Genomic DNA, 21,862 nt, shown 5'->3' with positions numbered 1-21,862 from the left:
GCGAGTGACTCATATCAGGCAGAATCCAAGCGGGGCACCCTGAACCCGGCGCGCCCTGAAATTCACATCCCGCGCGTCAGCTTGTGTTCGGTGATTGCCGCGAACAGTGCGGCGCCGTAGGGGATTGCGTCGTCGTTGAAATCATAGCGGTGATTGTGCACCTCGGCGCTGCCGCCGTTGCCCACCAGCATGTGCGCGCCCGGCACCACATCCATCATCGCGCCGAAATCCTCCGACGCCATCGATGGCGGTTCGTCTCGCCGCAGGTTGGCCTCGCCGGCTAGTCCGGCGGCGCAGTCGGCATACACCATCGCTTCGGCCCGATCGTTAACCAGCGGGGCGAACAGCGGGCGGAAGTCGACCACCGCGTCGGCGCCGAAACCGGCGGCGATGCTGCTGGCGAGGCGTTTCATGTTGTGCTCGATCATGGTGGCCACGTCCGACGTCATTGTCCGCACCGTGCCGCCGAGCGAGGCGGCGTGCGGGATGACGTTGTAGGCGTCGCCGGAGTGGATGCGGGTGATGCTGAGCACGGCGGCGTCCTGGGCCGAGATATTGCGTGAGACGATCGATTGCAGAGCGGTGCCAAGCAGGCAGGCGACGTTGACCGGATCGATGCTCTGCTGCGGGCGGGCGCCGTGCGCGCCCTGGCCGGTGATGGTGATATCGAAGAAGGCGGCGCCGGCGTAGCGGACCCCCGGGCTGGTGGCGAAATGGCCGACCGGCATTCCGGGGCGGTTGTGCAGGCCGAAGATGGCATCGCACGGGAAGCGCTGGAACAGGCCGTCCTTCAGCATGGCCAGAGCGCCGCCGCGGCCTTCCTCGGCTGGTTGGAAGATGAAGTTGACGGTGCCGTGGAAGATTCGGGATTCGGCCAGGTACCTGGCCGCGCCCAGCAACATCGTGGTGTGGCCGTCGTGGCCGCAGGCGTGCATCAGGCCAGGCGTTTGGCTGGCATGGGGCAGCCCGGTGGCTTCCTGGATCGGCAGCGCATCCATGTCCGCGCGCAGCCCGATCGCGGCCTGCCCGTTGCCGTTGCGCAGCACGCCGACGACGCCGGTGTTGCCGACGCCGCGATGCACCTCGATCCCCCAATCTTGCAGCTTGCGCGCCACCAGATCGGCGGTGCGATGCTCTTCCATGCCGAGTTCCGGATGGGCGTGAATGTCGCGGCGGATGGCGGTCAGTTCCGGCTGGTAGAGGCGAATGCGGTCGAGCGCGGACTGGGTCGTGGCGTGCTGCCGGGAAACCACGGTCCCAGCACTTGCTCCGAGCTAAATCGGATGTCCTCCAGCGCGATGCGGGGTGCCTCGCAGTGCAGCTTCATCGACGCCGCGGCCAGCCTGAGCGCGCGTCCAAGCTCGTTCGCAACGGTCTCGTCCAGTTCTCGCCGGAGGCTGGGCGTGGCTTGCAGGAGTGCGTCAATATCCGCGCGGCATCGCAGCACGGTTTCCTGCCAGCCGATACGGGGCTTGCTGGCCGGGGAGGCTTCCAGCTTGGCGAGGTGCTCGATGATGGTCCTGACGCGGCTCGACAGAACGGAGCGTTCCGACCGGCCCACGCTTTCAATCTCCTCCGCGATGTTGGTCCAATCCAGATCCGCCTCGTTGACCAGTTCGCCGGCGGCCCGGCGGCGCAGCAGCGCGGCCTGATGCTCGGTCCAGACTAGAATGTCGGCTTCATAGTCGCTCATTGTGCTCGCTCCTGGTTCAGGAGGTGATCCGCTCCGGCTTGCGGGAAGCAGCACGGAATTATGGCCTGGTCCAGATGCGGCGGCAAAGGGCTTCCGTCGGGATCGGACCACTAGCATGGCGGGACTTGCCTTGTCGCTTCCCGCGGGCTGTTGTTGCGCAGCGGCACAACACAAGGCGCGGCATGTACCTCAATACCTTTGCCCACGGTTCGGCGCCATTGGACATGACCGGGACCGACGAATTCCGCAGCCTGCTGGCCAGCGCCGCCGACCTTGGGATCGCGCATGCGCCGGAGGTACCGTATCGATCTTGCAACATCGTGCTGCGGCAGATGCGCTTCCATTTCCTGGAGTGGGGACGTCCCGATGCCCCGCCGATCGTGCTGCTGCACGGTGGACACCAATCGGCACATTCGTGGGACCTGGTCAGCCTGCATCTGGCGCAGCGCTACCGCGTGCTGGCGCTGGACCAGCGCGGCCACGGCGACAGCGAATGGGCGCGCGACGTGCTGTATTCGAACCACGAGATGTCGCTCGACGCCGAGGCTTTCATTTCGGCGATGGGCCTGCACCGCCCGCTGCTGATCGGCCATTCGATGGGCGGCCGCAACGCCATGCTGCTGATCCGGCGCGATCCCGCGTTGCCGCGCGCGGCCGTGATTGTCGATGTCGGCCCGGAACTGTCGGACAAGGGACGTTCGGTGATCACCGGCTTCGTCCAGGTCAACCAGGAGTTCGACGACCTGGAGCACTTCGTCAGCAACGTCCGCAAATACGATCCGTATCGTCCGCGCGAGCACATCGAGCGCACGGTGAAGTACAACATGCTGCAGCGCGCCGACGGCAAGTTCGTAAGCAAGTGCGATTCCAATCCGCGCCGGCTGAACATCGCGCGCGGCAGCGGCCCGCTGGAGAACATCTCGTTGCAGGATGTCGAACGTTTCGACCTGCCGGTGCTGCTGGTGCGCGGCGCCAATTCGAACATCCTGGCGCCCGACGCGGCGGACCGCTTCGCCGCGGCACTGCCCCGGGGCAGCCTGGTCACCGTGCCCGATTGCGGCCACAACGTGCACGGCCAGAACACCAAGGGCTTCATCGCCGCGCTGAGCGATTTTTTGCAAGCCAACGCCGCCGGCTGAACTCAGCCGCGCGATGACCGGGCAATCCAGCGCCTACCGAGACCTGCTGCATCTGCCCGATCTGCCGGCGTTGCTGACAGCGACGCTGTTTTCACGGCTTGGCGGCGCCATGTTCACGCTGACCGTCGTGCTCTACGCACTGACCCGCTTCGCCTCCCCGGCGTTGGCCGGCTGGCTGGCGCTTGCCGCCGTGGCCCCGGGCGTGGCGATCAGCCCGGCCGCCGGCGCCCTGCTGGATCGGATCGGCCCAGCCAGGGCGATCGCCGTCGACATGGCCGCAAGCGCGGCATTGGTCGCCGCGATGATCATCGCTGACCTGTCCGCTGCCGGCGCCACCGCATTGTTCGTCCTGGTCGCGATGTTCTCGCTGACCAGTCCGCTGAGCGCGGCCGGCGTTCGCACGCTGCTGCCGCGCCTGGTGCCTTACCATGCGCTGGATCGGGCCAATGGGCTGGACACCGCGATCGGGGCGATCGCCGAGGTCTGCGGGCCCGCCCTGGCCGGGCTGCTGGCGGGGTTCGCCGGCCCGCGAACCTCGCTGGCAACGATCGCCGCCACATATGGCGCCGCCGCGATCGGCGTGCTCGCCATCCGCTCACGGCCGCGTCCGCCGCCGGGTCCCGGTGCACTGCTCCGCCAAACCGTCCAGGGACTTCATGCGGTCATCGGGCAGCCGACGCTGCGTGGGCTGGCGATATCGTATGGGTTTTACCAGGTCGCGTGTGGCATGTTGCTGATCGCCGTCCCGGTCGCTTTGGCCGCCCATCTATCGACCGCCACGCGTGATCTGGGCGCCGGCTTGCTGTGGGCGATCGCTGGCCTCGGGGGCGGCATCGGTGCCCTGCTCGCCGGACACCTGCGAACCGCTGGGCGGGAGCGCGCGGTGATGGCTGCCGGCATGATCGCCACCGCGTTGGCGGCCTGCCCGCTGGCCGCCCTGTTCGGACTGACCGGTCTGCTGCTTGGCCTGCCGCTGGCCGGCCTGGTTGCCGGTGCGGTTGACGTCAGCCTGCTGACCTTGCGTCAGCGGCGCACCGATCCGGCCGAGTTGGGTCGCGTCATGGCGGTCTCGATCAGCCTGAACGTCGCCGGATTTCCGTTGGGGTCGGCAATCGCCGGGGCCTTGGTCACCCATTCGGTCGCGGCAACATTCGCCGCCGCCGGCATCGCCGCGGCACTTGGCGCGCTCGCGGTCCGGGCGATACCCGCCGAGGGGTAGATTATCCTAAATCGCTCGTTCCAGTGCCGCCACATAACCCCGGTTCCAGGTTGGCGACAGATGCACCTCGTTCATCACTACGTGCCGAGGCAGACAGGCGATGTAGCGGATCAGGTCGCCGCACTCAGCCGGCTGAACCATCCGGGCGCGAACTTCGGGCCCAACCGGGTTTGGTCGTTTGTCCAGGATCGGCGTCGCAACCTCGCCCGGCAGGAACACCGTCGAGCGAATGCCGTGAATGCACTCCGCCATGTTCAGGCTGTGACTCATCGCCACGATGCCGTGCTTGGCGACGGTGTAGATCGGCCCGCTCAGGCCGCCGATGAAGCGCCCCGCCATCGAGGCGGTGTGGATCATCAGGCCATCCTTCTGCTCGCGCATGAACGGCAGTGCGACCGTCACGCAATACAGCGCGCCTGCCAGGTTGCCCTGCAGCAGGGTGTCGATTCGGTCGGGCGTCAACTGTGCCCAATGCCGCTCGACGATGTTGACGCCGGCATTATTCACCAGGATGTCCAGCCGCCCGAGACTAGCCCGGATCTGTTCGCCCACACGCTGCACCTGCGCGGCGTCGGTCAGGTCCGCGGGCTGCACGTGCGACGTGCCGTTCTGGTTGATCCGCCGGGCGACGTCCTCCAGCGGTTCGCGCCGCCGGCCGGTCAGCACCACCGTCGCACCGGCCTCGGCCAGCGACAGCGCCGCCGCTTCCCCAATGCCCGAGCCGGCGCCGGTAACCCAGGCGATCTTGCCCGCAAGATTCGTCATGATTTCAATCCTTTTCGATCTGGTTCGTCGGGCCGGAGGCAGCCCAACACGCTATCGTTGTGCTCGCCCAATTTCGGCGAATCGCTTGTCGGATACGGGCGTTGCCGATCGAACGTGATGGGCAGGCCGACGATGCTGAGCTCGCTTCCGGGCAGCGTGCGCATCATGTCCATCGCCTGCAGCTGCTCGCTGGCCGCCAGGTCGGCGATGTCGTTCACTGGGGCGCATGGCACTCCGGCCTCGCCGATGATCCCGATCCATTCCTGCCGCGTTCTGGTCAGCAGCACCGGCTGCATCGCGTCCACCACCGCCTCGCGGTTGGCTGCCCGCAGGCGACCGTTGGCGAGCAACGGGTGCTCGCACCACTGCGGGTGGCCCATGGCGCGAGCCAGCTTGAGGAACAGCCGGTCATTGCCTGCTGCGATGCAGATCGGGTGGTCGGCGGTTTCGAAAATCTGATACGGCGCCAGGGTCGCGCTTGCCGCGCCATGCCGTTTCGGCGGATCACCGGTCACCTTGTAGGTGTTCAGCGGGCCTTGCACCCAGGCCACCGCGCTTTCGAACAACGAGGCATCGATCACGCAGCCGGCGCCCGTGCGTTCGCGCTGCCGCAGCGCCGCCAGTGCGCCGATCACGCACCACATTCCGGTCGCGGTATCGTTGATCGCCGGCGCACAGAAGGTCGGCGGATCGTCCGGCCTGCCGGTCAGCGTCACCACCGCACCGTAACACTGTAATAACGGATCGAAACCGGGGGCCAGTTTCAGCGGGCCGGTGTAGCCGAACGCCCAGATCGAGCAGTAGATCAGCCGCGAATTGACCGCCATCAGCGCATCCGGTCCGATCCCGCAAGCGTCCACGATCCCGGGCCGCAGATTCTGGATCAGGATGTCGGCGTCCTGCACCAGCCGTTTCAGCGTGGCGACATCGGCGGCGCTTTTGATATCCAGCGTGACCGATTGCTTGCCGCGGTTGTTGCTGTGGAAACTGACCGAGTCGCCATCGACGAACGGCGGTCCCCACAACCGTGCGTCATCGCCGCCATCGGGTTTCTCCACCTTGATCACCTCGGCGCCCATGTCCGCCAGGATCACCCCGGCCAGCGGACCGGCCAGTGCCTGGCCGATTTCGATCACCTTGACGCCGGCCAGCGGTCCCGCCATCAGGCCAGCCCTAGCCGAGCGCGGAACGCATCGTCACGCAGGCTGAACTCCTGCCCGTTCAGGTCGTCTGCCGCGGCGGTGCATAGGTAGACGATCGCCGCCGCGGGGTGGGCAACGGGGGTCAGGTTCTGGCGCGGAATCTGACTGATCGGGTTGATGCCGGAGGCTCGGATTTGCACCTGCATGTCGGTGTCGGTGGTGCCCGGCTGGAAGCCGAACACGCGCACGCCGGTTGCCTCGGTTTCCAGCGCCACCGCCCTGGTCAGCATGTGCAGCCCGGCCTTGGCGCTGCAATAGGCGCTCCAGCCCTGTTGCGGCTTGATCGCCGCGCCCGAGGAGAGGTTGACGATGCTGCCGCCACCGGCCGCCAGCATCCCGGGCAGCACGGCGCGGATCGCGTGGTAGGCGCCGATCAGGTTGATCTCGATGTCGCGGGCCCAGATCGCGGGGTCGCTTTCGGCGACCGGGGCGATCGGGTCGATCACGCCGGCGTTGTTGATCAGCGCGTCCAGCCGGCCGAACCGGGCCTTGGTTTCCGCCACCAGGCCGGCGAAGGCGGCGTAGTTCGAGACATCGCAGGCTCGGGCCGATGCGGCACCGCCGATCGATTGCGCGACCTGTTCGGTGAGGCGGCCGTCGCGCGCCGTCAGCACCACGGTCGCGCCCGCCGAGGCCAGCTCCGCCGCCGCGGCAGCGCCGATCCCGCGACTTGCGCCGGTCACGATGATGACCTTGCCGTCCAGATGGCCCATCATCTCCCCCTCTCGTTAATGCGAGGAGGTTACAGTATCCGCCTTGGTCGTGCCAGATTTCCCCATCCGGGGTTGGTGGTGCGAAGCCCGGCCAGGGCGCTGCCCTGACCCGCCGAGGGGCGACGCCCCCGGGAACCGTTGATTCCGGGTCGCTGGTGCGGAGGCGTTTACGTATTGTGGAAGAAATGACCCAGACCGGTCGCGATTCCGCGAAACTCCTCCAGCAGATGCGCAAGTTCGTCAACCACGAAGAACAGGATCGCCATGAACGCACCCTGATGTGCATTGCGCCAACCGCTGATCAAATTGTTCAGCCGCGTCAGCGGCAGGCAGAGGAAACCCATCATGCACAGAATTCCCAGTATTGCTCCGGCGGCCACATCGCTTGGATAGTGGATACCCAAGTAAATCCGGGGGAAATCGATGACCATCAGCGACCAGATAAACGCGATCGTCCCGACCCGCCGGTTGACTGTCCAAAGCCCGGCGCTGAGAGCACAGAACAGCATCGAGTGATCGCTTGGGAAGCTGTTCCAGGTGTTGAGCCCCGCCAATCCACCCGGCTGCATCGGAAACGGCAAATCAAGCCCGGAATACAGAGGCCTGACATGCACATTCAGCAACAGTTGCAGGGCCCTTGACAGCGCCCCGATCAGCAGGCTGCCGATCAACACGTTGACCAGCCTTTCATGACGTTCATCGCGTTCTCGAAAGGACTGATCCGGTTCGACTTGCGCCCAGGCGTACCAGAACAGACAAAGTATCGCAACGCCCTTGACCAAGTCGAAACGGGACATCGCGTTCATCAGATGATCGAACCAACCACATTTGCCGGCAAATCCGGTGAGGAAAGTCAAAATAGCGACGTCGGCATTCTCGATCACCACTGTGGCCCCACCAAACTTGGTTGAGCGTATGAGCACCAAGGTTCGAGTGCAACAAAACTGTAATGTCTCTGATGTCACATTGTTGCGCGTCCACTATGGTTTGGCGCGCGGGCAATGTCGCGGCGCGGCGGCGTCGGCGGCGGCGATACCGGGCTCGTCGCCATGGCAAGCCTTCGCGGTCGGACACGTCAAGTTCATGATGCATCCAGCTGGACGGCAATCGGCCACCATGCGGCATTTTGTTACTTAGGCGCAATGGTATGACGCGACGTCTGGCGCCCATGGACTTTTTCCACGGGCGTGGTTTGCTTCACCAGCGAGGGAGGCACCCGGCAATGATACAAGCAGACGAGGATTTCGACGCAACCTGGCCGTTCCAGCCACATTTTTCGTCAGCCGCCGGGTTCCGCCAGCAATACGTCGATGAAGGCGTCGGCCGGCCGATCCTGCTGCTGCACGGCCAGCCGACCTGGGGCTATATCTGGCGCCGCTTCATCCCTCCGCTGGCCGCCACGCAACGGGTCATCGTTCCCGACCATATGGGTTTCGGCAAATCCGCCACTCCGCCCGAGCGCGAATATACCCTGCGCGGCCACGTGGAGAATCTGACCGCCTTGATCGAGGCGCTGGATCTTCGCGACATCACCCTGGTAATGCAGGACTGGGGTGGTCCGATCGGGGTCGGCTACGCGGTGCGCCATCCCGACCGTGTCCACAGCTTGGTGCTGATGAACACTGTCTGCGGCTATGGAACGGCGGGGCGGCGCGACCTGCCGAACCCGCTGGAAACGCCCTGGTTCCGCTGGATCCGCGACGGACTTCCCACCGGGCGGACCGAGGCGGTGCTGTCCCAGCTTGAGTCAACCATCCTCTCGGTGATGCAGATCGTCGGGCTGCAGCGGCTGGACCGTGTCGACCCCACGTTCATCCGGGCGTATGGTGCCGCATTCCCGACACCTGCCGATTGCAAGGGCGCGATCGAGTTCCCGTTGGACCTTGCGCTCGGCCGGATCCGCGACTTCGTGCGCGAGGGCGCGGCTGGGGTGCCGGCGCTGCGGTCCAAGCCGGCCATCATGATCGAGGGCATGCAGGACCGAGCGATCCCGCCCGCCTTGGCGCTGGCCGACTTCGTGGGGATATGGCCCGACGGCCCGGTCATCGAGGTGCCCGGCGCCGGCCACTACATCCAGGAGGATGCCCCGGAGATCGTCATCCCCGCCATGCAGACCTTCCTGCGAATGCTGGGGTAACCGCGTTCGGCAACGCCGCCTGAGCCGCCTAGCTTCGATTATTGCCCAGCGCCGGCCGCGCCGCCGCGTCGTGTGCAAGCCGCCGCGCCTCGGCCGCTTCGCCATGGAAGAAGGTCAGCAGCACATAGCGGCTGCCTTGGGTCACCGGGGCGGCTTCGTGCAGCACCGAGGCCGAGAAAATGATCCCGCCACCGGCCGGCGGCGCATGACGGTGGTCGTTGAACTCGGGAAACATCAAGTCGCCGCCCTGGTAGGCCCCGGTGTTCAGGTTCAACGACAGCGCGAATTCCCGGAACGCCACGTTGTCCGCCACATTGTCACGGTGGCGGCGGAACCAGCCGCCGCTATCGTCATAGCGGGACAACAGGATCCGGTCGATATGCGCCACCCGCGCCTGGAATGCCCGGGCGATCTCCGGCGCGCAACGGTCGAGCAGGGCCTGCTTCAGGTGCTGGTGCAGCGCCGTGCCCGGCTCGATCATCATGTCGCGACGGTGCTTCTTGGCGTGGTCGACGACGCTGCACACCTGACTTTTGGCATCGATCCGCGCCACTTCGCCGTCGATCGTCGGGCTCGATTCGAAGAGCGCGATCAATTGCCGGCAAAGCACCGGGGCGATCAAGTTCGGCAGAACGATCGCCGGCGCCGGCATGGCGACAGCGCGAGACACTTCCTGGGGCAGCGCCTGAAGACAACCGAGGCAGGCTTGCACATGCTCCAAACAGGGGGATGACCGCATCGCGATCCGCAGGTTGCGGTCCAACAGCAGCAACAGCCCCTGGTGCCGTTCCACCCCGCAACGCGCCAGGAAGTCGCCGCAATCAATCGCTCGGATCCCCGGCTGCGGACCCAACACCGCGGCCGGATTGTCATTGACGATCAGATAGACGTCGGCGTTTTGCGCGGCAAACGTCTTGGCGCAGGCCAGCAGAGCTTCCACCACCGGCTGCATTGCCGCACCGGCCTCGGCGCCGATCAGCAGTAGCAGGGCAGGGCGGCCATATTGCTCCTCGAACGAGTAGAACCGCCGCCCCGGGGAGACGCCGTAGCATGACGGCGCCCTGTCGCCGATCGCCAGGTTAGCTGGATCATGCATCGGCTGCGGACTCCAGCATCGGTTCGGTGGATGATGGTTGCGGCGGCATCAGCCAAACGCCGCTGTGGCAGGAGGAGAAGCCGCTGTCGGCAAAAAGATTTCGCACCGGCATGTTGCGATCGGTCTGCACGATCTGTCCCCGCAGCCGCCGGCCATGCTCCGCGGCGTCGGCCGTCACCGCTGCCAACAGCGCCCGCTCACCGCCCAGCCCGATCACCCGGCAGCTCAAGACGATGTTCAGGATCGCATCGCCCGATATCACCGCCGCGCCGACCAGCCCATGATCCGCCAGCCGGTCACACATCCGCAGGATGAACAGGCGCCCATCCTCCGTCGCGATGATCCGCCGCAACTCGGCCTGCGAAAAAACCATTGCAGTTGCGTTGAATTGGGTCGTGCGGGCAAGCAGTTCCCGCACCCGTTCCAGCACCGTCGGATCCGAATCCGCGGTCAGCCGCTCGACCGTGCAGGCAACCTCCAGCGACGCTATGAACGCGGCTTCATCCGCCACCTCGGCGCGCAGCCGCGAGCGATCCAATTGCGCCTTCACCAGCGTGCTGCGTTGCGACGCTTCCTGTGTCAGCCGCACCGGCTGCAGGCGTGGATCGGTCAGCAGCACCCGCCGCAGCGCGAACAGATCCTCGCCCAGCACCGCCACTCCGGGCAGGCTTTGCCGCACCCGCTCCCGCTCCCGCGGCGTGTCGTCGATGAACATGAAGGCGTCCAGCGGGAACCCGAGTTCCTCGGCGATCGAGCGGATGTTGGCGGCCTTGTCGTTCCAGTTGATCCGCGTGGTGACGAAATGATCGAACGACAGCAGGCGATGCCGAGGATAGGGTTGGCCATAGCGCCAAAGCGCCCGCACCGTCGCTTCGTCGTTCTTGCTGACACACGCCAGCAGGATGCCGCGCCGCCGCAGCATCCGCAGCGCCTCGTGAATGCCGAAATAGAGCCCGACGAAGGAATTCGGGCCGCCGATCTCGGGTGACCATGCGAACGGCGCGCCGGTCTCCGCCAGCACACCGGGCCACAGCACGCCATCGAGATCGACGATGACGCATTTCTTCTTCTCCAGCCCGAGCACGATGCTGATCGCATCCATGTGCGCCCGCGCCATCACCGACTCACGCCGGTACGGATCGCCGCCCACGTGACCCGCGAGCGCCGCCCGGTCAGGAAATTGATGATGCACCGCCGCCAGTTCGCTGTCCGGGCGTTGCAGCATCCAGCCCATCGAGCCGAAATGGGTGAACGAGACCAGCCCGTCGTCGAGCAGGCTTGCACTGCCCGCGGCCGCCAGCTCGGCCGCCACATCGACCAGGTGAACATCCGGGCAATCCTCGGCGAGCTGTGCCAGGGCGAGGTTGGTGCGCCGAAACCGGTTGCGGTGGCTGTGCACGCCCCGGTCGGCGAAACCCAACGGCTGAACCGTCGGCTCCGGCAGCGCGTCGATCAGGATCGGTGCCTGACTGTGCAGCCGCAGCTTCTTCAGCATCGCCTCGATCGCGTCGATGTAGACGCGCGCTGGATCGCCGCCGTGATGCTCCGCATCGCCGATGACGATCGCATGACGCGCCTGCAGGGCGCCGATCAGGATGGCATCGTGTTGGCGGTCCGCAGCCAGCCCGGTATCGGCGGCGAACGACGCCGCCACGCGCAGGTCGATGCCCCGACGGGCCGCTTCCTGGCGCAGGAAGTCGGTTTCCATCTGCAGGTCGCAGTCGCCGAGCAGCAGGATATCGACGCGGCGGCGGAATGCTTGCGGGTCGCCGATTGTGCGCGGGGCCGTCACCGACCAGTATGGATCCGCCCCCTCCATCAGGCCCCGGCGATACTGGTCGAGCAATGCCGTGGGATCGCGCCCATAGGTCGGAGCCAGCCGCTCGATCGTTTCGGCGGCTTCCGCCTCGGCGTCGTGCTGCGTCAGGACCCCCTGGTTGAACAGCAAAGTCACGCAGGCACGCACCGCCGCCTCGTCGGCGTCGAGCTGCGCCGCCAGCCGCGGAACCGCGTCCTGAAGCAGCACGGGCTGATCGAACTCGCGGATCAGGGCGGCGACCTGATGCGTGACGGTGATCCGCATCTGGCTGATCGCATGCACCACGAGCACGCTGGCGCCGGCCAGATCGAGTAGATGAACAAACCCGGACCGGCGCAGGATCATGTCGGGCATCTATTGTTCCTGTAGCCGCCGGACCGACGGCAGCTTTGACTGCTAGTGTCCCGAGTCCGAAGTTCGCCATATCAGGCGAACATCGACCTCGCGACACTCGCTCCTTGATTTCAGTGGCTTGCTGATCCCATACGTCCGCCGCGAAGTGCGGCGAACCTCTGGGGCAGGACACTAAGCCGCCACCGTCGCACCGAATGGTTAGTAAAGTCCTAACGTCAGGAGAACGGTATCGTCAGGAAAGGACGGCTCACCCCGCCGGCAGCCGCAACGGCAGCAGCAGAAGCAGCGCCACCGCCGCACCGGCGCCGCACAGCAAGAGCGAATCCACCGCCGGCAGCGCCGCGATCAGAGGCGCCGTCAGCGTCGGCGCCGTCGCTTGGGCCAGCAACACCGGAACCGCCAGCCAGCCCAGCAGGCGCGCGTAACCGTCCGCTCCGAACAGCGCCAGGGGCAGGGTGCCGCGATTGATCGTCATGATCCCATTGCTCATTCCATAGAGCACCGCGAACCCGGTCGCTGCCCACGCGCCGCCCAGCAGCAGCAAGGCCGCGCCGAGCGGAAACAGCAGCGCGCCGATCCTGGCCTTGACCAGCAGGTCGATGCGCGGCCCGATCGCGTATTCCAGGATCCTGCCGGCGACCTGCCCTGGCCCGATCAGCGCCGCCACCGCCACGGCTTGTGGCTCGGTCAGATGAACGCCTTGCAGCAGCGAAAGCACATGAACCGCGATCGCCGAGGAGATGAACCAGCGCAACGCGAAGAACGTCCCCAGCAGCAGCATCGCCCGGCGCTGTGCGGCCGACTTCGGCGGACCACCCGCCGCGACCTGCCGATGCGGCTGAGCCGCGGCTGGGGGCAGCAGCAGCCAGACCATCGGCAGATTGATCAGCAGCATCAGGCCGGCATACGCCATCAGCAGTCCGCGCCAGCCAAGCACCCCGATCAGTGTTGCCCCAAGCGTCCAGAACACGCTGCTGGCGAATCCGGCCAGCAGGGTGATCCCGGTGATGCAAGGTCCCGCCTGGTCGCCCAGCAAACCGCCCACCGTGGCGAACGCGGCGTCGTACAGGCCCAGCGACATGCCGACGCCGATGATCGTCCAGCCCAGATACCAGACCGCCAGATCGGGGGATCCGGCCAGCACCACATGGCCGGCCGCGATCACCACGATGCTGGCAAGCAAAGCCCCGCGTCCGCCGTTGCGGTCGATCCACCTGCCGACCCGGGGCGCGCAGCCGCCGGCCACCAGCAGCGCCCAGGAAAATGCCCCTAGCACGCGAAACCCCGACTGCCCGAGCTCGGCTGCCGCCGGACCGGCAACGATCGCCGGCAGGTAGAACGTCATGCCCCAGGACAGCGTCTGGTTGGCGCCCAGCACGGCACCCAGCCGGAATCGCGATGCCATCATCCGCCGCAGCATCCGGCTGATGGCGGGACGAGGCAATCCACCGGTCGGGATGTTGTCCAGACCGGCTCGTCGGTCCTACTGTCCGGGCGGAACACAAGCCGTCGAAACACCACGTGGACCAAAACCGCTGGCCGTTCGAGGGTTTTGCGGGCAGCGCCCGACCATGCCGAACAACAAATCAACGGAAACGTGCAATGAGCAGCCAGCCATTCGACTACACCGTCGCCGACTTCAACTACATCGAGCACGCCGACGGCCCGCAGCGCCTGCGGCTTTTCATGCCGCTGGGCACCGGCCCGTTCCCCGTGGTCGTCGACCTGCACGGCGGTGCCTGGTGCAACCAGGACCTGAAGGATTGCGAGCCGCGCGACCTGATGCTGGTCCGCGCCGGCTTCGCCGTCGCCGCGGTCAATTTCCGCCATGCCGGCGCTGGGTATCCATCCTCCCTGGTCGACATCAACTACGCCATCCGCTGGATCAAGGCGCACGCCGGAAAGCTTGGCCTGCGTGCCGGCGCTGTCGGTCTGTCGGGCCAGAGCAGCGGCGGCCATCTGGCGATGCTGGCGGCGATGCGGCCGGCGGATCCGCGCTATGCCGCTGTTGCCTCGCCGGATGGGGCGGCGGTGGATGCCTCGGTCAAGGCGGTGGTGATGCAATGGCCTGTGATCAACCCGCTGTCGCGCTATCGCAACGCGGTGAAGCTGAGGGACGCCGGCAATCCGCCGGCCTGGGTGGGTGATATCCCTGGGCGGCACGATCTATACTGGAAGACCGAGGCGGCGATGGAGGAGGGCAATCCGATGCTGATCCTGGAACGCGGCGAACAGGCGGCGTTGCCTCCGGCGCTATGGATTCAGGGTCGGCCGGACCCGGTACACGATTATCGGGACCCGCGCGGAAGTTTCGACGGCAACGAGCCGGAGCGGTTTGCCGAAAATTACCGCCGGGCGGGCGGTTCGCTGGAACTGAAGTACATTGATAACGCCAGCCGCGGAGGCGCGGCGTCGAGCGATCCTACGGCGAGCTTCTTCCGGCGCCATCTGGTTTGAGTTTTGGTGCCTCCTAGACGACTTGTGGCGGATGGTCGTTATTTGACCGCCCGCCGAGAAGTCGTAACGCGTCAGGGCGTACCACGGCTGAGGCATTCCGATGCATCGCTGGGCCTCAATCTGCTTTGAGGTCAGGCGCGCGACGGCGGACGCGAAGCTAAAGAACGTTTCGCTGGTTCGCGTTCATCCGCCGTTCATTATCTGCGTTAATCCGCGTTCACCTGCGTTAGAGGTATATCGCAATCGACAGGGGACGGTCATTCGAAGCCAGGTTAAATCCCGCGCGAAGACCAGCGGCCGCGGCGCAGGTCGAATAGAACCACGGCCGCGGGAATCGCCGCGGCAATCCGGAAGGTCACCTGAAACGCCGGCATGAAACTATCAGCCCCACGGCTTTGCAGGCTCTGGAACAACAGCATCAGCAACGTCGCCCCGGTGACCGTGCCGATACTGCGGGTCGCCATCCCCAGCGCCCCCGCAACACCACGCTGGCGCAGTGGAATTGTTGCCGTGACGATATCGAAATAGGCGACCTGGAACAGCCCGATTCCGACGCCTTGAACCACCATCGACAGCACCAGGATCGCAAGGTCCGGCACATCCCCCGACAGCGAAATCCCCCACAACCCGACGCCACTCAACGTCGTCCCCACCAGCGCGATCAGCCGAGGTCGATGGTCCCGCGCCAATCGGGCCGCCATCGGCGCGGCCGTGATGATGCCGACAGGAGAAGCCGCCAGGACCAGGCCGGCCGCGGGCAGCGACAGACCGTCGATGCGGGCCAGGTAGAACGGTGCCAGCAACATGATGGAAAACCCCGACAGATTGATCAGCACGTTGCTCGCGTTGATCACCGCGAAGTCCACGCTGTGAAACAGCCGAAAATCGACGATCGGTCGCGCCGCGCGACGCTCCTGACGATAGAACAGCAGCAACAGCGCCACCGCCAGTACCGCGAAGACCGCCGTCTGCGGCCCCGGTGACCGTAGTCGGTTCAGTGCCAGCAGCATGAAGCTCAGTCCGAGCGCCAGCAGCACACCTCCGGCGGCGTCGAAGCTTTCCCGCTCACCCCGGTTCGGCCGGGGCAGCAGCCAGGCCAGCAGGAAAGCAGCCGCGGCGATCGGAGCCCGGAAGCTGAACACCGCGCTCCAGCCGAATCGTTCGACCAACAAGCCGAATACCGCTGGCCCCAACGCGCTGCCGATGCCGAACATCATCATGTAGCGCGCCAGCACCTGGGTCCGCATCGCTTCCGGAAACAGGCTGGTCGCCAGCGCCGGGCCGCAGGACAGGATCAGTCCGGCGCCAATGCCCTGCATCACCCTGGCCGCAATCAGGACACTGTAGCTCGGCGACAACGCGCAGCCGATGAAGGCCAAGGTGCTGACGCCAGTGCCCCACAGGAATACCCGGCGGTAACCCAGCATGTCGCCGACTCGCCCGAAGCTCAGCATCAGCCCGGTCTGCGTCAGCACATAGCTGATGACGATCCACTGGATCATCGGGATCGGCAGCCCAAACCGCGCCACAATCGCTGGAAAGTCGATGTTCACCGCCGAATCCAGCGGCACCACCAGGGTTCCGAGGCCGACGATCAGCAGCGCGGCGACAGGGCGTCTCAGGACAACCGGGCCCGCATCGCCTGCCAGACCTGGTGTGCTGAAGCCGGTCCGTGCTGGCTGGTGACACCGATGGCATCAGCGATGGCGTTGGCGATCGCCGGGAACACGGCGATCGCGCCGGCCTCGCCGCAGCCTTTGACGCCGACCGGATTGGTGGTGCAGCGGGTGCCGGCGAAGCTCAGGTCGAAGCTGGGCAGGTCGGCCGCCCGCGGCATGGCGTAGTCCATGAAGCTGCCGCTGATCGGCTGGCCCGACTCCGGATCATATACCGCGCCCTCCAGCAGCGCCTGTCCGGCGCCCTGAGCCATCGCGCCGTGCGCCTGGCCGGCCGCGATCATCGGGTTGACGATCACCCCATAGTCGTCCACCGCGGTCATGCGTTGCAGACTGACGCTGCCGGTTTCCGGATCGACCTCGACTTCGGCTACGTGGGTGCCGTTCGGAAACGTCATCGCCTCCCGCGTCCACCGGTGGTATGTGTCGAGCGGCTCGTCGCACGCCCGAGCATGCGAGGCCGTCTGCAGCAGGGTGATGGCGCGGTCGGTGCCGGTCACCCAGAATACACCATTATCGAAGTCGATGTCCGCTTCCGCAGCCTCCAGCGCACGCGCGGCGATTCGCTTGCCCTTGGCGATAATGATATCGGCCGCCCGCCATATCGCCGTCCCCGCCATATAGGTCGCCCTGGAGCTGCCATGGCCGCCGCCCATCGCGATCAGGTCGGTGTCGCCTTGTTTCAGCCGGATGACGGCGTTGGCCAGCCCAAGCCGATCGGCCAGGATCTGCGGCATCGTCGTCTCATGCCCTTGGCCGATAGTCTGGGTGCCGGTGATCAACGAGACAGTCCCGTCGGTCTCGAACCGGATGTCGACATTCTCGGTCGGCAAGCCGCCGGTGGCCTTGATATGGCAAGCTAGGCCGATGCCCCGGCGTCGGCCGCTAGCCTCGCTGCGTTGCCGCCGCCGTTCGAAACTAGCGACGTCGGCTTTTTGGACCGCGGCGTCGAACGCGGCACGGAAATCGCCGCTGTCCACGGTGAAGTTGAACGCGTTGGTCATCGGCGTCCGGGTCACGAAGTTGCGCCGCCGCAGCTCGATGCGATCGAAGCCGCACTGCCTGGCCGCGGCGTCGATCAGGCGTTCCATGATGTTGACCGCCTCACCGAAGCCGGGCCCGCGCGTGACCCCGATCGGCGTGGTGTTGGTCAGCGCCGCCCGCACCCGCAGCGCGATCGCCGGCAGTCGATACACCGTGCCTTGCAGGTGCGGATACTGGTTGGTTTGCACCGCCCCGGAACCGCCCGCCATGTAGGCCCCGAGGTTGGCGACACTATCTACAAGCAGCGCCAGAAACCGGCCATTGCCGTCCAGCGCCAGCGTCGCGCGGGCGAGGTGATCGCGTGCCTGATGGTCCGCCAGGAAGACCTCGGAGCGCGTTGCGATCCACTTCACCGGCCGCCCCACCCGCCGCGCCGCCCACAGCACCAAGGCGTGCTCGGGATAGGCAAAATTCTTCGCCCCGAACCCGCCGCCGACGTCGGGCGCGACAAACCGCACGGCCGACGGATCCACCCCGAGCACGCGCGCCGCGGCGTCGCGGTTGCCGTGCAGGTTCTGACTGGACAGATACAGCGTGTAGCGGCCGTCGTACATCCCCACCGCGCCACGCGGCTCGATCGGGTTGGTGACAACGCGGTGATTGTCGAGGTCCATGTTCACCACGTGCCGGGCGGTCGCGAGCGTGGCCTCGACCTGCTCTGTATGACCCCAGGTCCAGTCGATGCAGAGGTTTCCAGGCACCGCATCGGCCAGCAACGGCGCATCCGCGCTTAGAGCGTCGCGCGCCGCGACGACCGCCGGCAGCGGCTCGTATTCGACGACCACCCGTTCGGCCGCATCCAGCGCCTGATTCCTGGTCTCGGCCACGATCAACGCGACCGCTTCACCGGTATGGCGCACAACGTCCTCAGCCAGCACCGGCTGCGCGAGAAAGCGGAACGGTTCGCCGGTCTGTACGTTGGCTTCGACGCTCGGGCGCAATGAGGTCACGCCATCCGCCCGCGCCTCGGCGGCGGTCAGCACCACCAATACGCCAGGGAGCGCCAGCGCATCCCCGGTGACAATGCGGCCTATGCGGGCATGGGCGTGCGGCGAGCGCAGCACCACTGCATGGGTCAAACCATCGAACCGCAAATCGTCGAGGTAAGCGCCGTGTCCGGTAACGAAACGACCATCTTCCCGCCGTCTTGGGGCCTCACCGATCACCGCACGGTGTCTGCCGCCGTCGGCCGCTTCCTCGTTCATGCGCAGCGGTTTCCTTGGCTTCCCGGAGCATCAATTGCCACCACTGTGGTCCAGGCCGTTGCCGGTCATCAAGGCCTGGTCATCGATAGCGATCATCGGAAGACCGTCGGGCGCCCCCGCTGCCCCCCAACTCGGCAGCATAGCGACATTGCTCGCCGGCAGGCGTGAAATGACTATTCCGCGATCATGCAACGTTACCTCTTACGCAAGGTAGTAACCTATGACATAAATTGTACTTAGAGTTGTAAGTGGGATCTCAGCACACGACAGAAGGCTGCTTGTTCATGGCGATCCCGGGTTCGTGTCTCGAATGGTTTCATATCGCATGCGCCGACTATGCTCCAATCGGCCGCAACCGGTGTCCTAGGAGTGAGTATGACCAGCGCCACCCTGCCGGACGCGTCCCGGATCGAGCTGGCTGACCTTGGGTCGTCCGACACGCCGCGCATCGGTCGCAATTTGGCGCGGCTGGGTTGGCAGTTTCTGGAAAGGCTGGCCGATTTCCTGCTGGCGAAGGCAAATCGGGTGATGCTCAGACGCGGCGCGATGATGCCGCCCACCGAAAAACGGCCGGCGGCCTCGGCGCTGGATGTGGAAACGGTGCTTGCGGAAGTGGTTGAAGCGCATCGTCAGTTCGACGCTATCGTCCGACAGTTGGGCTATCTGAAGGTCTAGCGCCGTTCGTTGATGCCTTGGCCGCCGGCAGGATTTTCGCCGCCGGGATTGCTGACCCGCTTCGCCGCCGTGGCGGTAATCACCGCCGAGTAACGGTCACGAAAATCGCGATACAGGACGGTGCCGGACCGCCGCCGTCAGGCCGTCCGCATAACCGCTGCGGGCCGCGCGGGCCTCATGCGACGAACTTCTTGCCCTTTGCCGCCGCGTCGGAGCGCCGTTGCCACAGCGCCATGTCGGCTTCCTTGCTGAACATCACGCGCACCCCCTTGCCGCCCTGGCTGACCCGGATCTTGCCGCCGTTGCGGGCCTTGTGATCGGCCAGCCACTCCAGGAACTCCGGATCGGTGCTGCCTCGGCCATCGAACTCCAGAATACCGGCGATGTCTTCCTCTTTGCGACGTTTGACCATTGAGACCTCCGGGACACCCACATCGGGGCGCTTCGGTTAAGCGAGACACAGCGAACCGGCATGCCGCAAGCACGCCAATCCGAAGCCGCCCTGAGGCGGCCAAGACGTTATCGGCGCGCCTTGCGGGCGGCGTAGCGGGCGTCGCGCGCCGCCTTGCGTTCGGCCTCCAGCGCCGCTGCCTTGACCTTGGCCTCGGCGGCGGCGATCTGTTCCTGGGTTCGCCGAGCCGCCGCTTCTGCGGCAATCCGGGCTGCCTCGGCCTCCTTGGCCGCCTTGCGCTCGGCATTGCGAGCGTCCCGGGCGTCGGCCACGGCTTTCAAGGCCGCCTGCTGCTCGATCCAGGCCGGGTCACCGGCACCGGGGCGCGCGCGAAACCGCTCCAGCAAGGCTTGTTTGGCGGCGGCGGCGGCGCTGATGCGATCGTCGAAATTTGTTCGGGTATGGGCGGGTTTGGTCGAAGCGGAGCGTTTTGCGTCGGGCATCGGCTGCCATTACAGCGGACGCGGCCGGCCGGCAACCTGTCACCTATGCATGCCTTAGTTTCGCTAGCATCGACAGATGCTGTTCGGGTGCGCCGGCGAAACGCAGAACCAGTTGGCCGGCGCCGGCATTGGCGTAGCCATCCAGCCACTCCGTCAGGCGCTCGGGCGGCCCGGCATAGCATGCCTGACGCCGGCGCAGCACCGGTGCCGGCTGGCCGTAGTAGCGTTCCAGGAAGTGGTTCAACCGGTCCTCGGCTTTTGCCGCGTCATCATCCAGCGCCACGGTCAAGTACATCGCCCCGCTGACCGCGGCTGGGTCGCGTCCCCGCGCGCGGGCGACCTCGCGCACCTGCGCCAGCCCGGCACCGAAGTCGGCTGCGCTGGGGGTAATCGGAAACCAGCCGTCGAAATACTTGCCGGCACGCTCCAGGCTGGGCGCCAGATTGCCGCCGATCCAAAGCGGCGGCCCGCCGGCGCGGAACGGCGTCGGCGCCACCATCGCCTGGGTCATTTGCCAGCGTCCGTTCCAGTCGACCGGCTGGCCGGCCCACAGCGCCTTGCAAAGACGCAGCGCTTCCAGCATCCGCCCGATCCGGCGTTCGAACGGCACTCCGGCCGCGGCGAACTCGGCCCGGATGTTGGCCACGTCGGCGGCGAAGCCAACTCCCAGGATCAGCCGTCCTTCGCACAACTGGTCCAGCGTCGCCACCTGGTGGGCCAGGACAACCGGGTTGCGCAGCACCGGCAGCAGCACCGCGGTGCCGATGGTCAGGTTCGGCACCCGCCCCGCCACCGCGGCCAGCAAAGTCAACGGATCATGCCGCGGCCGCGCGGTCAGCGAGTCGCCGACCCAAACCGAGTCAAACCCCAGCGAGGCCGCCCGCGCCGCAAGATCCAGCAGCGGGCCGGTCTCCGGCCGGCCCTGCATGATCTGTTCCCGCGTCGGCAACAGATAGCCGATCTTTGGTTTCATCCGTTGCGCTGCTCCATTCTGCTACAATTTACGACGATCGCCCTGGACGCCCCAACTCGGCGTTTTCGTGTTCTGCCGCATCTTCGAGGTCGCAACCTTCGATCCCGAGCAACGTAACCATCTTTGCGTGCCTGGGCGACAGCGCCACCTGGGGCCAAGCATCGAAAGCGCCACTGCATGAACCGCGATGACCGAGATCGCCACTGACCCCGCTCTGTCTCGCACCGCCCGGTTATGGCGGGGCAGTGTCGGCGGCGTCCGTCGCTTGGCTGCCAGCGCGGACCCGCTGGTCGAGGCCGGCAACTGGGTGGCGCTGACCATCGGCAGCCACCTGCCATTCTGGCCGCTCTACGTGTGGTGGTCGGCGGGTCGCGAGGCATGGCCATCAGCGCTGCTCACCACCACCCTGGCGCCGGTATTCCTGCTCATCCCCTGGCTGTCGCGTTACAGCGGATTGGCAGCCCGCGTCGCCACGCCGGTGGTCGGTGTCGCCAACACCGTGTTCACCATCTGGGTGCTCGGCCCGTCATCCGGCACCGCCCTGTTCTTCGCCCCCTGCACGGCGCTGGCCGCGCTGCTGTTTCGCCGCCGGGAGCGCTGGCTGATGCTCGCGCTGACCACGCTGCCGCTGATCGCCTGGTATGTGCTACTGTACTTCCCGCCCACGCCGGTGCACCACTACGGCGCATTGGCCGCCGAGCGGCTGGTCGAACTCAACACCATCAGCATCGTCGTGTTGATCAGTTTCTTCGGATGGCTGCAGACTGCCAGTTATCAGCGCATGGAACGTCGCTAAGAAAA

Annotated in this window: 20 protein-coding genes; 6 read left to right on the top strand and 14 right to left on the bottom strand. The window is 66.2% G+C overall.

Annotation, left to right across the window (positions count from 1 at the left end):
- Positions 1-62 precede the first annotated feature (62 nt).
- Both ACQY4T_RS08510 and ACQY4T_RS08505 read right to left on the bottom strand, forming a co-directional pair.
- On the bottom strand, positions 63-1,253 hold the full coding sequence (locus ACQY4T_RS08510) for a M20 aminoacylase family protein (protein WP_428540141.1): 1,191 nt from the start codon (positions 1,251-1,253) through the stop codon (positions 63-65).
- Positions 1,184-1,693 (bottom strand): DUF29 domain-containing protein, encoded by a 510-nt coding sequence (locus ACQY4T_RS08505; protein ID WP_428540138.1) that lies wholly within the window; start codon positions 1,691-1,693, stop codon positions 1,184-1,186. The genes ACQY4T_RS08510 and ACQY4T_RS08505 overlap by 70 nt, the downstream gene beginning before the upstream one ends.
- A 182-nt stretch (positions 1,694-1,875) precedes the next feature.
- Between ACQY4T_RS08505 and ACQY4T_RS08500 the strand changes: the two genes are divergently transcribed.
- Together ACQY4T_RS08500 and ACQY4T_RS08495 are read left to right on the top strand one after the other, a co-directional pair.
- A complete protein-coding gene (locus tag ACQY4T_RS08500; protein WP_428540135.1) occupies positions 1,876-2,832 on the top strand; it encodes an alpha/beta fold hydrolase in 957 nt (318 codons plus the stop codon).
- Positions 2,833-2,845: 13 nt separating this feature from the next.
- Positions 2,846-4,051 (top strand): MFS transporter, encoded by a 1,206-nt coding sequence (locus ACQY4T_RS08495; RefSeq protein ID WP_428540132.1) that lies wholly within the window; start codon positions 2,846-2,848, stop codon positions 4,049-4,051.
- 6 nt (positions 4,052-4,057) lie between these two features.
- Here the strand turns inward: ACQY4T_RS08495 and ACQY4T_RS08490 are convergent, their stop codons facing one another.
- From ACQY4T_RS08490 to ACQY4T_RS08475, 4 genes are all read right to left on the bottom strand, one after another.
- Positions 4,058-4,816 carry an SDR family oxidoreductase gene (locus ACQY4T_RS08490; RefSeq protein WP_428540129.1) on the bottom strand — a complete coding sequence of 253 codons (759 nt, stop codon included), beginning with the start codon at positions 4,814-4,816 and terminating at the stop codon, positions 4,058-4,060.
- On the bottom strand, positions 4,813-5,979 hold the full coding sequence (locus ACQY4T_RS08485) for a CaiB/BaiF CoA transferase family protein (protein ID WP_428540126.1): 1,167 nt from the start codon (positions 5,977-5,979) through the stop codon (positions 4,813-4,815). The genes ACQY4T_RS08490 and ACQY4T_RS08485 overlap by 4 nt, the downstream gene beginning before the upstream one ends.
- Entirely contained in the window at positions 5,979-6,734 is a 756-nt protein-coding gene (locus tag ACQY4T_RS08480; protein WP_428540123.1) for an SDR family NAD(P)-dependent oxidoreductase, read from the bottom strand. Before ACQY4T_RS08480 ends, ACQY4T_RS08485 begins: the two co-directional genes overlap by 1 nt.
- A gap of 164 nt (positions 6,735-6,898) precedes the next feature.
- Entirely contained in the window at positions 6,899-7,618 is a 720-nt protein-coding gene (locus tag ACQY4T_RS08475) for a phosphatase PAP2 family protein (RefSeq protein WP_428540120.1), read from the bottom strand.
- 335 nt (positions 7,619-7,953) lie between these two features.
- On the opposite strand from ACQY4T_RS08475, the gene ACQY4T_RS08470 reads away from it, so the two are divergent.
- Positions 7,954-8,868 carry an alpha/beta fold hydrolase gene (locus ACQY4T_RS08470; RefSeq protein WP_428540117.1) on the top strand — a complete coding sequence of 305 codons (915 nt, stop codon included), beginning with the start codon at positions 7,954-7,956 and terminating at the stop codon, positions 8,866-8,868.
- Between the two features lie 28 nt (positions 8,869-8,896).
- Here ACQY4T_RS08470 and ACQY4T_RS08465 read toward each other — a convergent pair whose 3' ends face one another.
- The 3 genes from ACQY4T_RS08465 to ACQY4T_RS08455 all read right to left on the bottom strand — a co-directional run bounded on the left by ACQY4T_RS08465 (position 8,897) and on the right by ACQY4T_RS08455 (position 13,545).
- Positions 8,897-9,964 carry a 2OG-Fe(II) oxygenase family protein gene (locus tag ACQY4T_RS08465; protein WP_428540114.1) on the bottom strand — a complete coding sequence of 356 codons (1,068 nt, stop codon included), beginning with the start codon at positions 9,962-9,964 and terminating at the stop codon, positions 8,897-8,899.
- Entirely contained in the window at positions 9,957-12,137 is a 2,181-nt protein-coding gene (locus ACQY4T_RS08460) for an HAD-IIIC family phosphatase (RefSeq protein ID WP_428540111.1), read from the bottom strand. The genes ACQY4T_RS08465 and ACQY4T_RS08460 overlap by 8 nt, the downstream gene beginning before the upstream one ends.
- A gap of 247 nt (positions 12,138-12,384) precedes the next feature.
- Positions 12,385-13,545, bottom strand: coding sequence for an MFS transporter (locus ACQY4T_RS08455; RefSeq protein ID WP_428540108.1), 1,161 nt, complete (start codon positions 13,543-13,545; stop codon positions 12,385-12,387).
- A 194-nt stretch (positions 13,546-13,739) separates the two neighbouring features.
- On the opposite strand from ACQY4T_RS08455, the gene ACQY4T_RS08450 reads away from it, so the two are divergent.
- Positions 13,740-14,594 (top strand): alpha/beta hydrolase fold domain-containing protein, encoded by an 855-nt coding sequence (locus tag ACQY4T_RS08450; protein ID WP_428540105.1) that lies wholly within the window; start codon positions 13,740-13,742, stop codon positions 14,592-14,594.
- A gap of 272 nt (positions 14,595-14,866) precedes the next feature.
- On the opposite strand, the gene ACQY4T_RS08445 is transcribed toward ACQY4T_RS08450, so the two are convergent.
- Both ACQY4T_RS08445 and ACQY4T_RS08440 read right to left on the bottom strand, forming a co-directional pair.
- Positions 14,867-16,165, bottom strand: coding sequence for an MFS transporter (locus tag ACQY4T_RS08445; RefSeq protein WP_428540102.1), 1,299 nt, complete (start codon positions 16,163-16,165; stop codon positions 14,867-14,869).
- 47 nt (positions 16,166-16,212) lie between these two features.
- Entirely contained in the window at positions 16,213-18,519 is a 2,307-nt protein-coding gene (locus ACQY4T_RS08440) for a xanthine dehydrogenase family protein molybdopterin-binding subunit (protein WP_428540099.1), read from the bottom strand.
- A gap of 375 nt (positions 18,520-18,894) precedes the next feature.
- Between ACQY4T_RS08440 and ACQY4T_RS08435 the strand changes: the two genes are divergently transcribed.
- The gene (locus ACQY4T_RS08435; protein WP_428540096.1) at positions 18,895-19,194 is read left to right on the top strand and encodes a hypothetical protein; all 300 of its coding nucleotides are present in this window, start codon (positions 18,895-18,897) and stop codon (positions 19,192-19,194) included.
- Between the two features lie 175 nt (positions 19,195-19,369).
- Here ACQY4T_RS08435 and ACQY4T_RS08430 read toward each other — a convergent pair whose 3' ends face one another.
- The 3 genes from ACQY4T_RS08430 to ACQY4T_RS08420 form a co-directional block, all read right to left on the bottom strand.
- Complete coding sequence (locus tag ACQY4T_RS08430; protein ID WP_428489227.1) at positions 19,370-19,606, bottom strand: hypothetical protein; 237 nt, start codon at positions 19,604-19,606, stop codon at positions 19,370-19,372.
- Between the two features lie 107 nt (positions 19,607-19,713).
- Complete coding sequence (locus ACQY4T_RS08425) at positions 19,714-20,088, bottom strand: DUF6481 family protein (protein WP_428540093.1); 375 nt, start codon at positions 20,086-20,088, stop codon at positions 19,714-19,716.
- A gap of 43 nt (positions 20,089-20,131) precedes the next feature.
- Positions 20,132-21,061 (bottom strand): LLM class flavin-dependent oxidoreductase, encoded by a 930-nt coding sequence (locus ACQY4T_RS08420; protein WP_428540090.1) that lies wholly within the window; start codon positions 21,059-21,061, stop codon positions 20,132-20,134.
- Positions 21,062-21,248: 187 nt separating this feature from the next.
- Between ACQY4T_RS08420 and ACQY4T_RS08415 the strand changes: the two genes are divergently transcribed.
- Positions 21,249-21,857: a hypothetical protein gene (locus tag ACQY4T_RS08415; protein WP_428540087.1), complete on the top strand. Its 609-nt coding sequence runs from the start codon at positions 21,249-21,251 to the stop codon at positions 21,855-21,857.
- Positions 21,858-21,862: the final 5 nt, after the last annotated feature.

The sequence above is a fragment of the Rhodopila sp. genome, assembly GCF_965277825.1.
In the GTDB taxonomy this organism is placed as follows: domain Bacteria; phylum Pseudomonadota; class Alphaproteobacteria; order Acetobacterales; family Acetobacteraceae; genus Rhodopila.
Note: the sequence above shows the minus strand (reverse complement) of the source record. Positions and strands in the feature narration are given on the sequence as shown.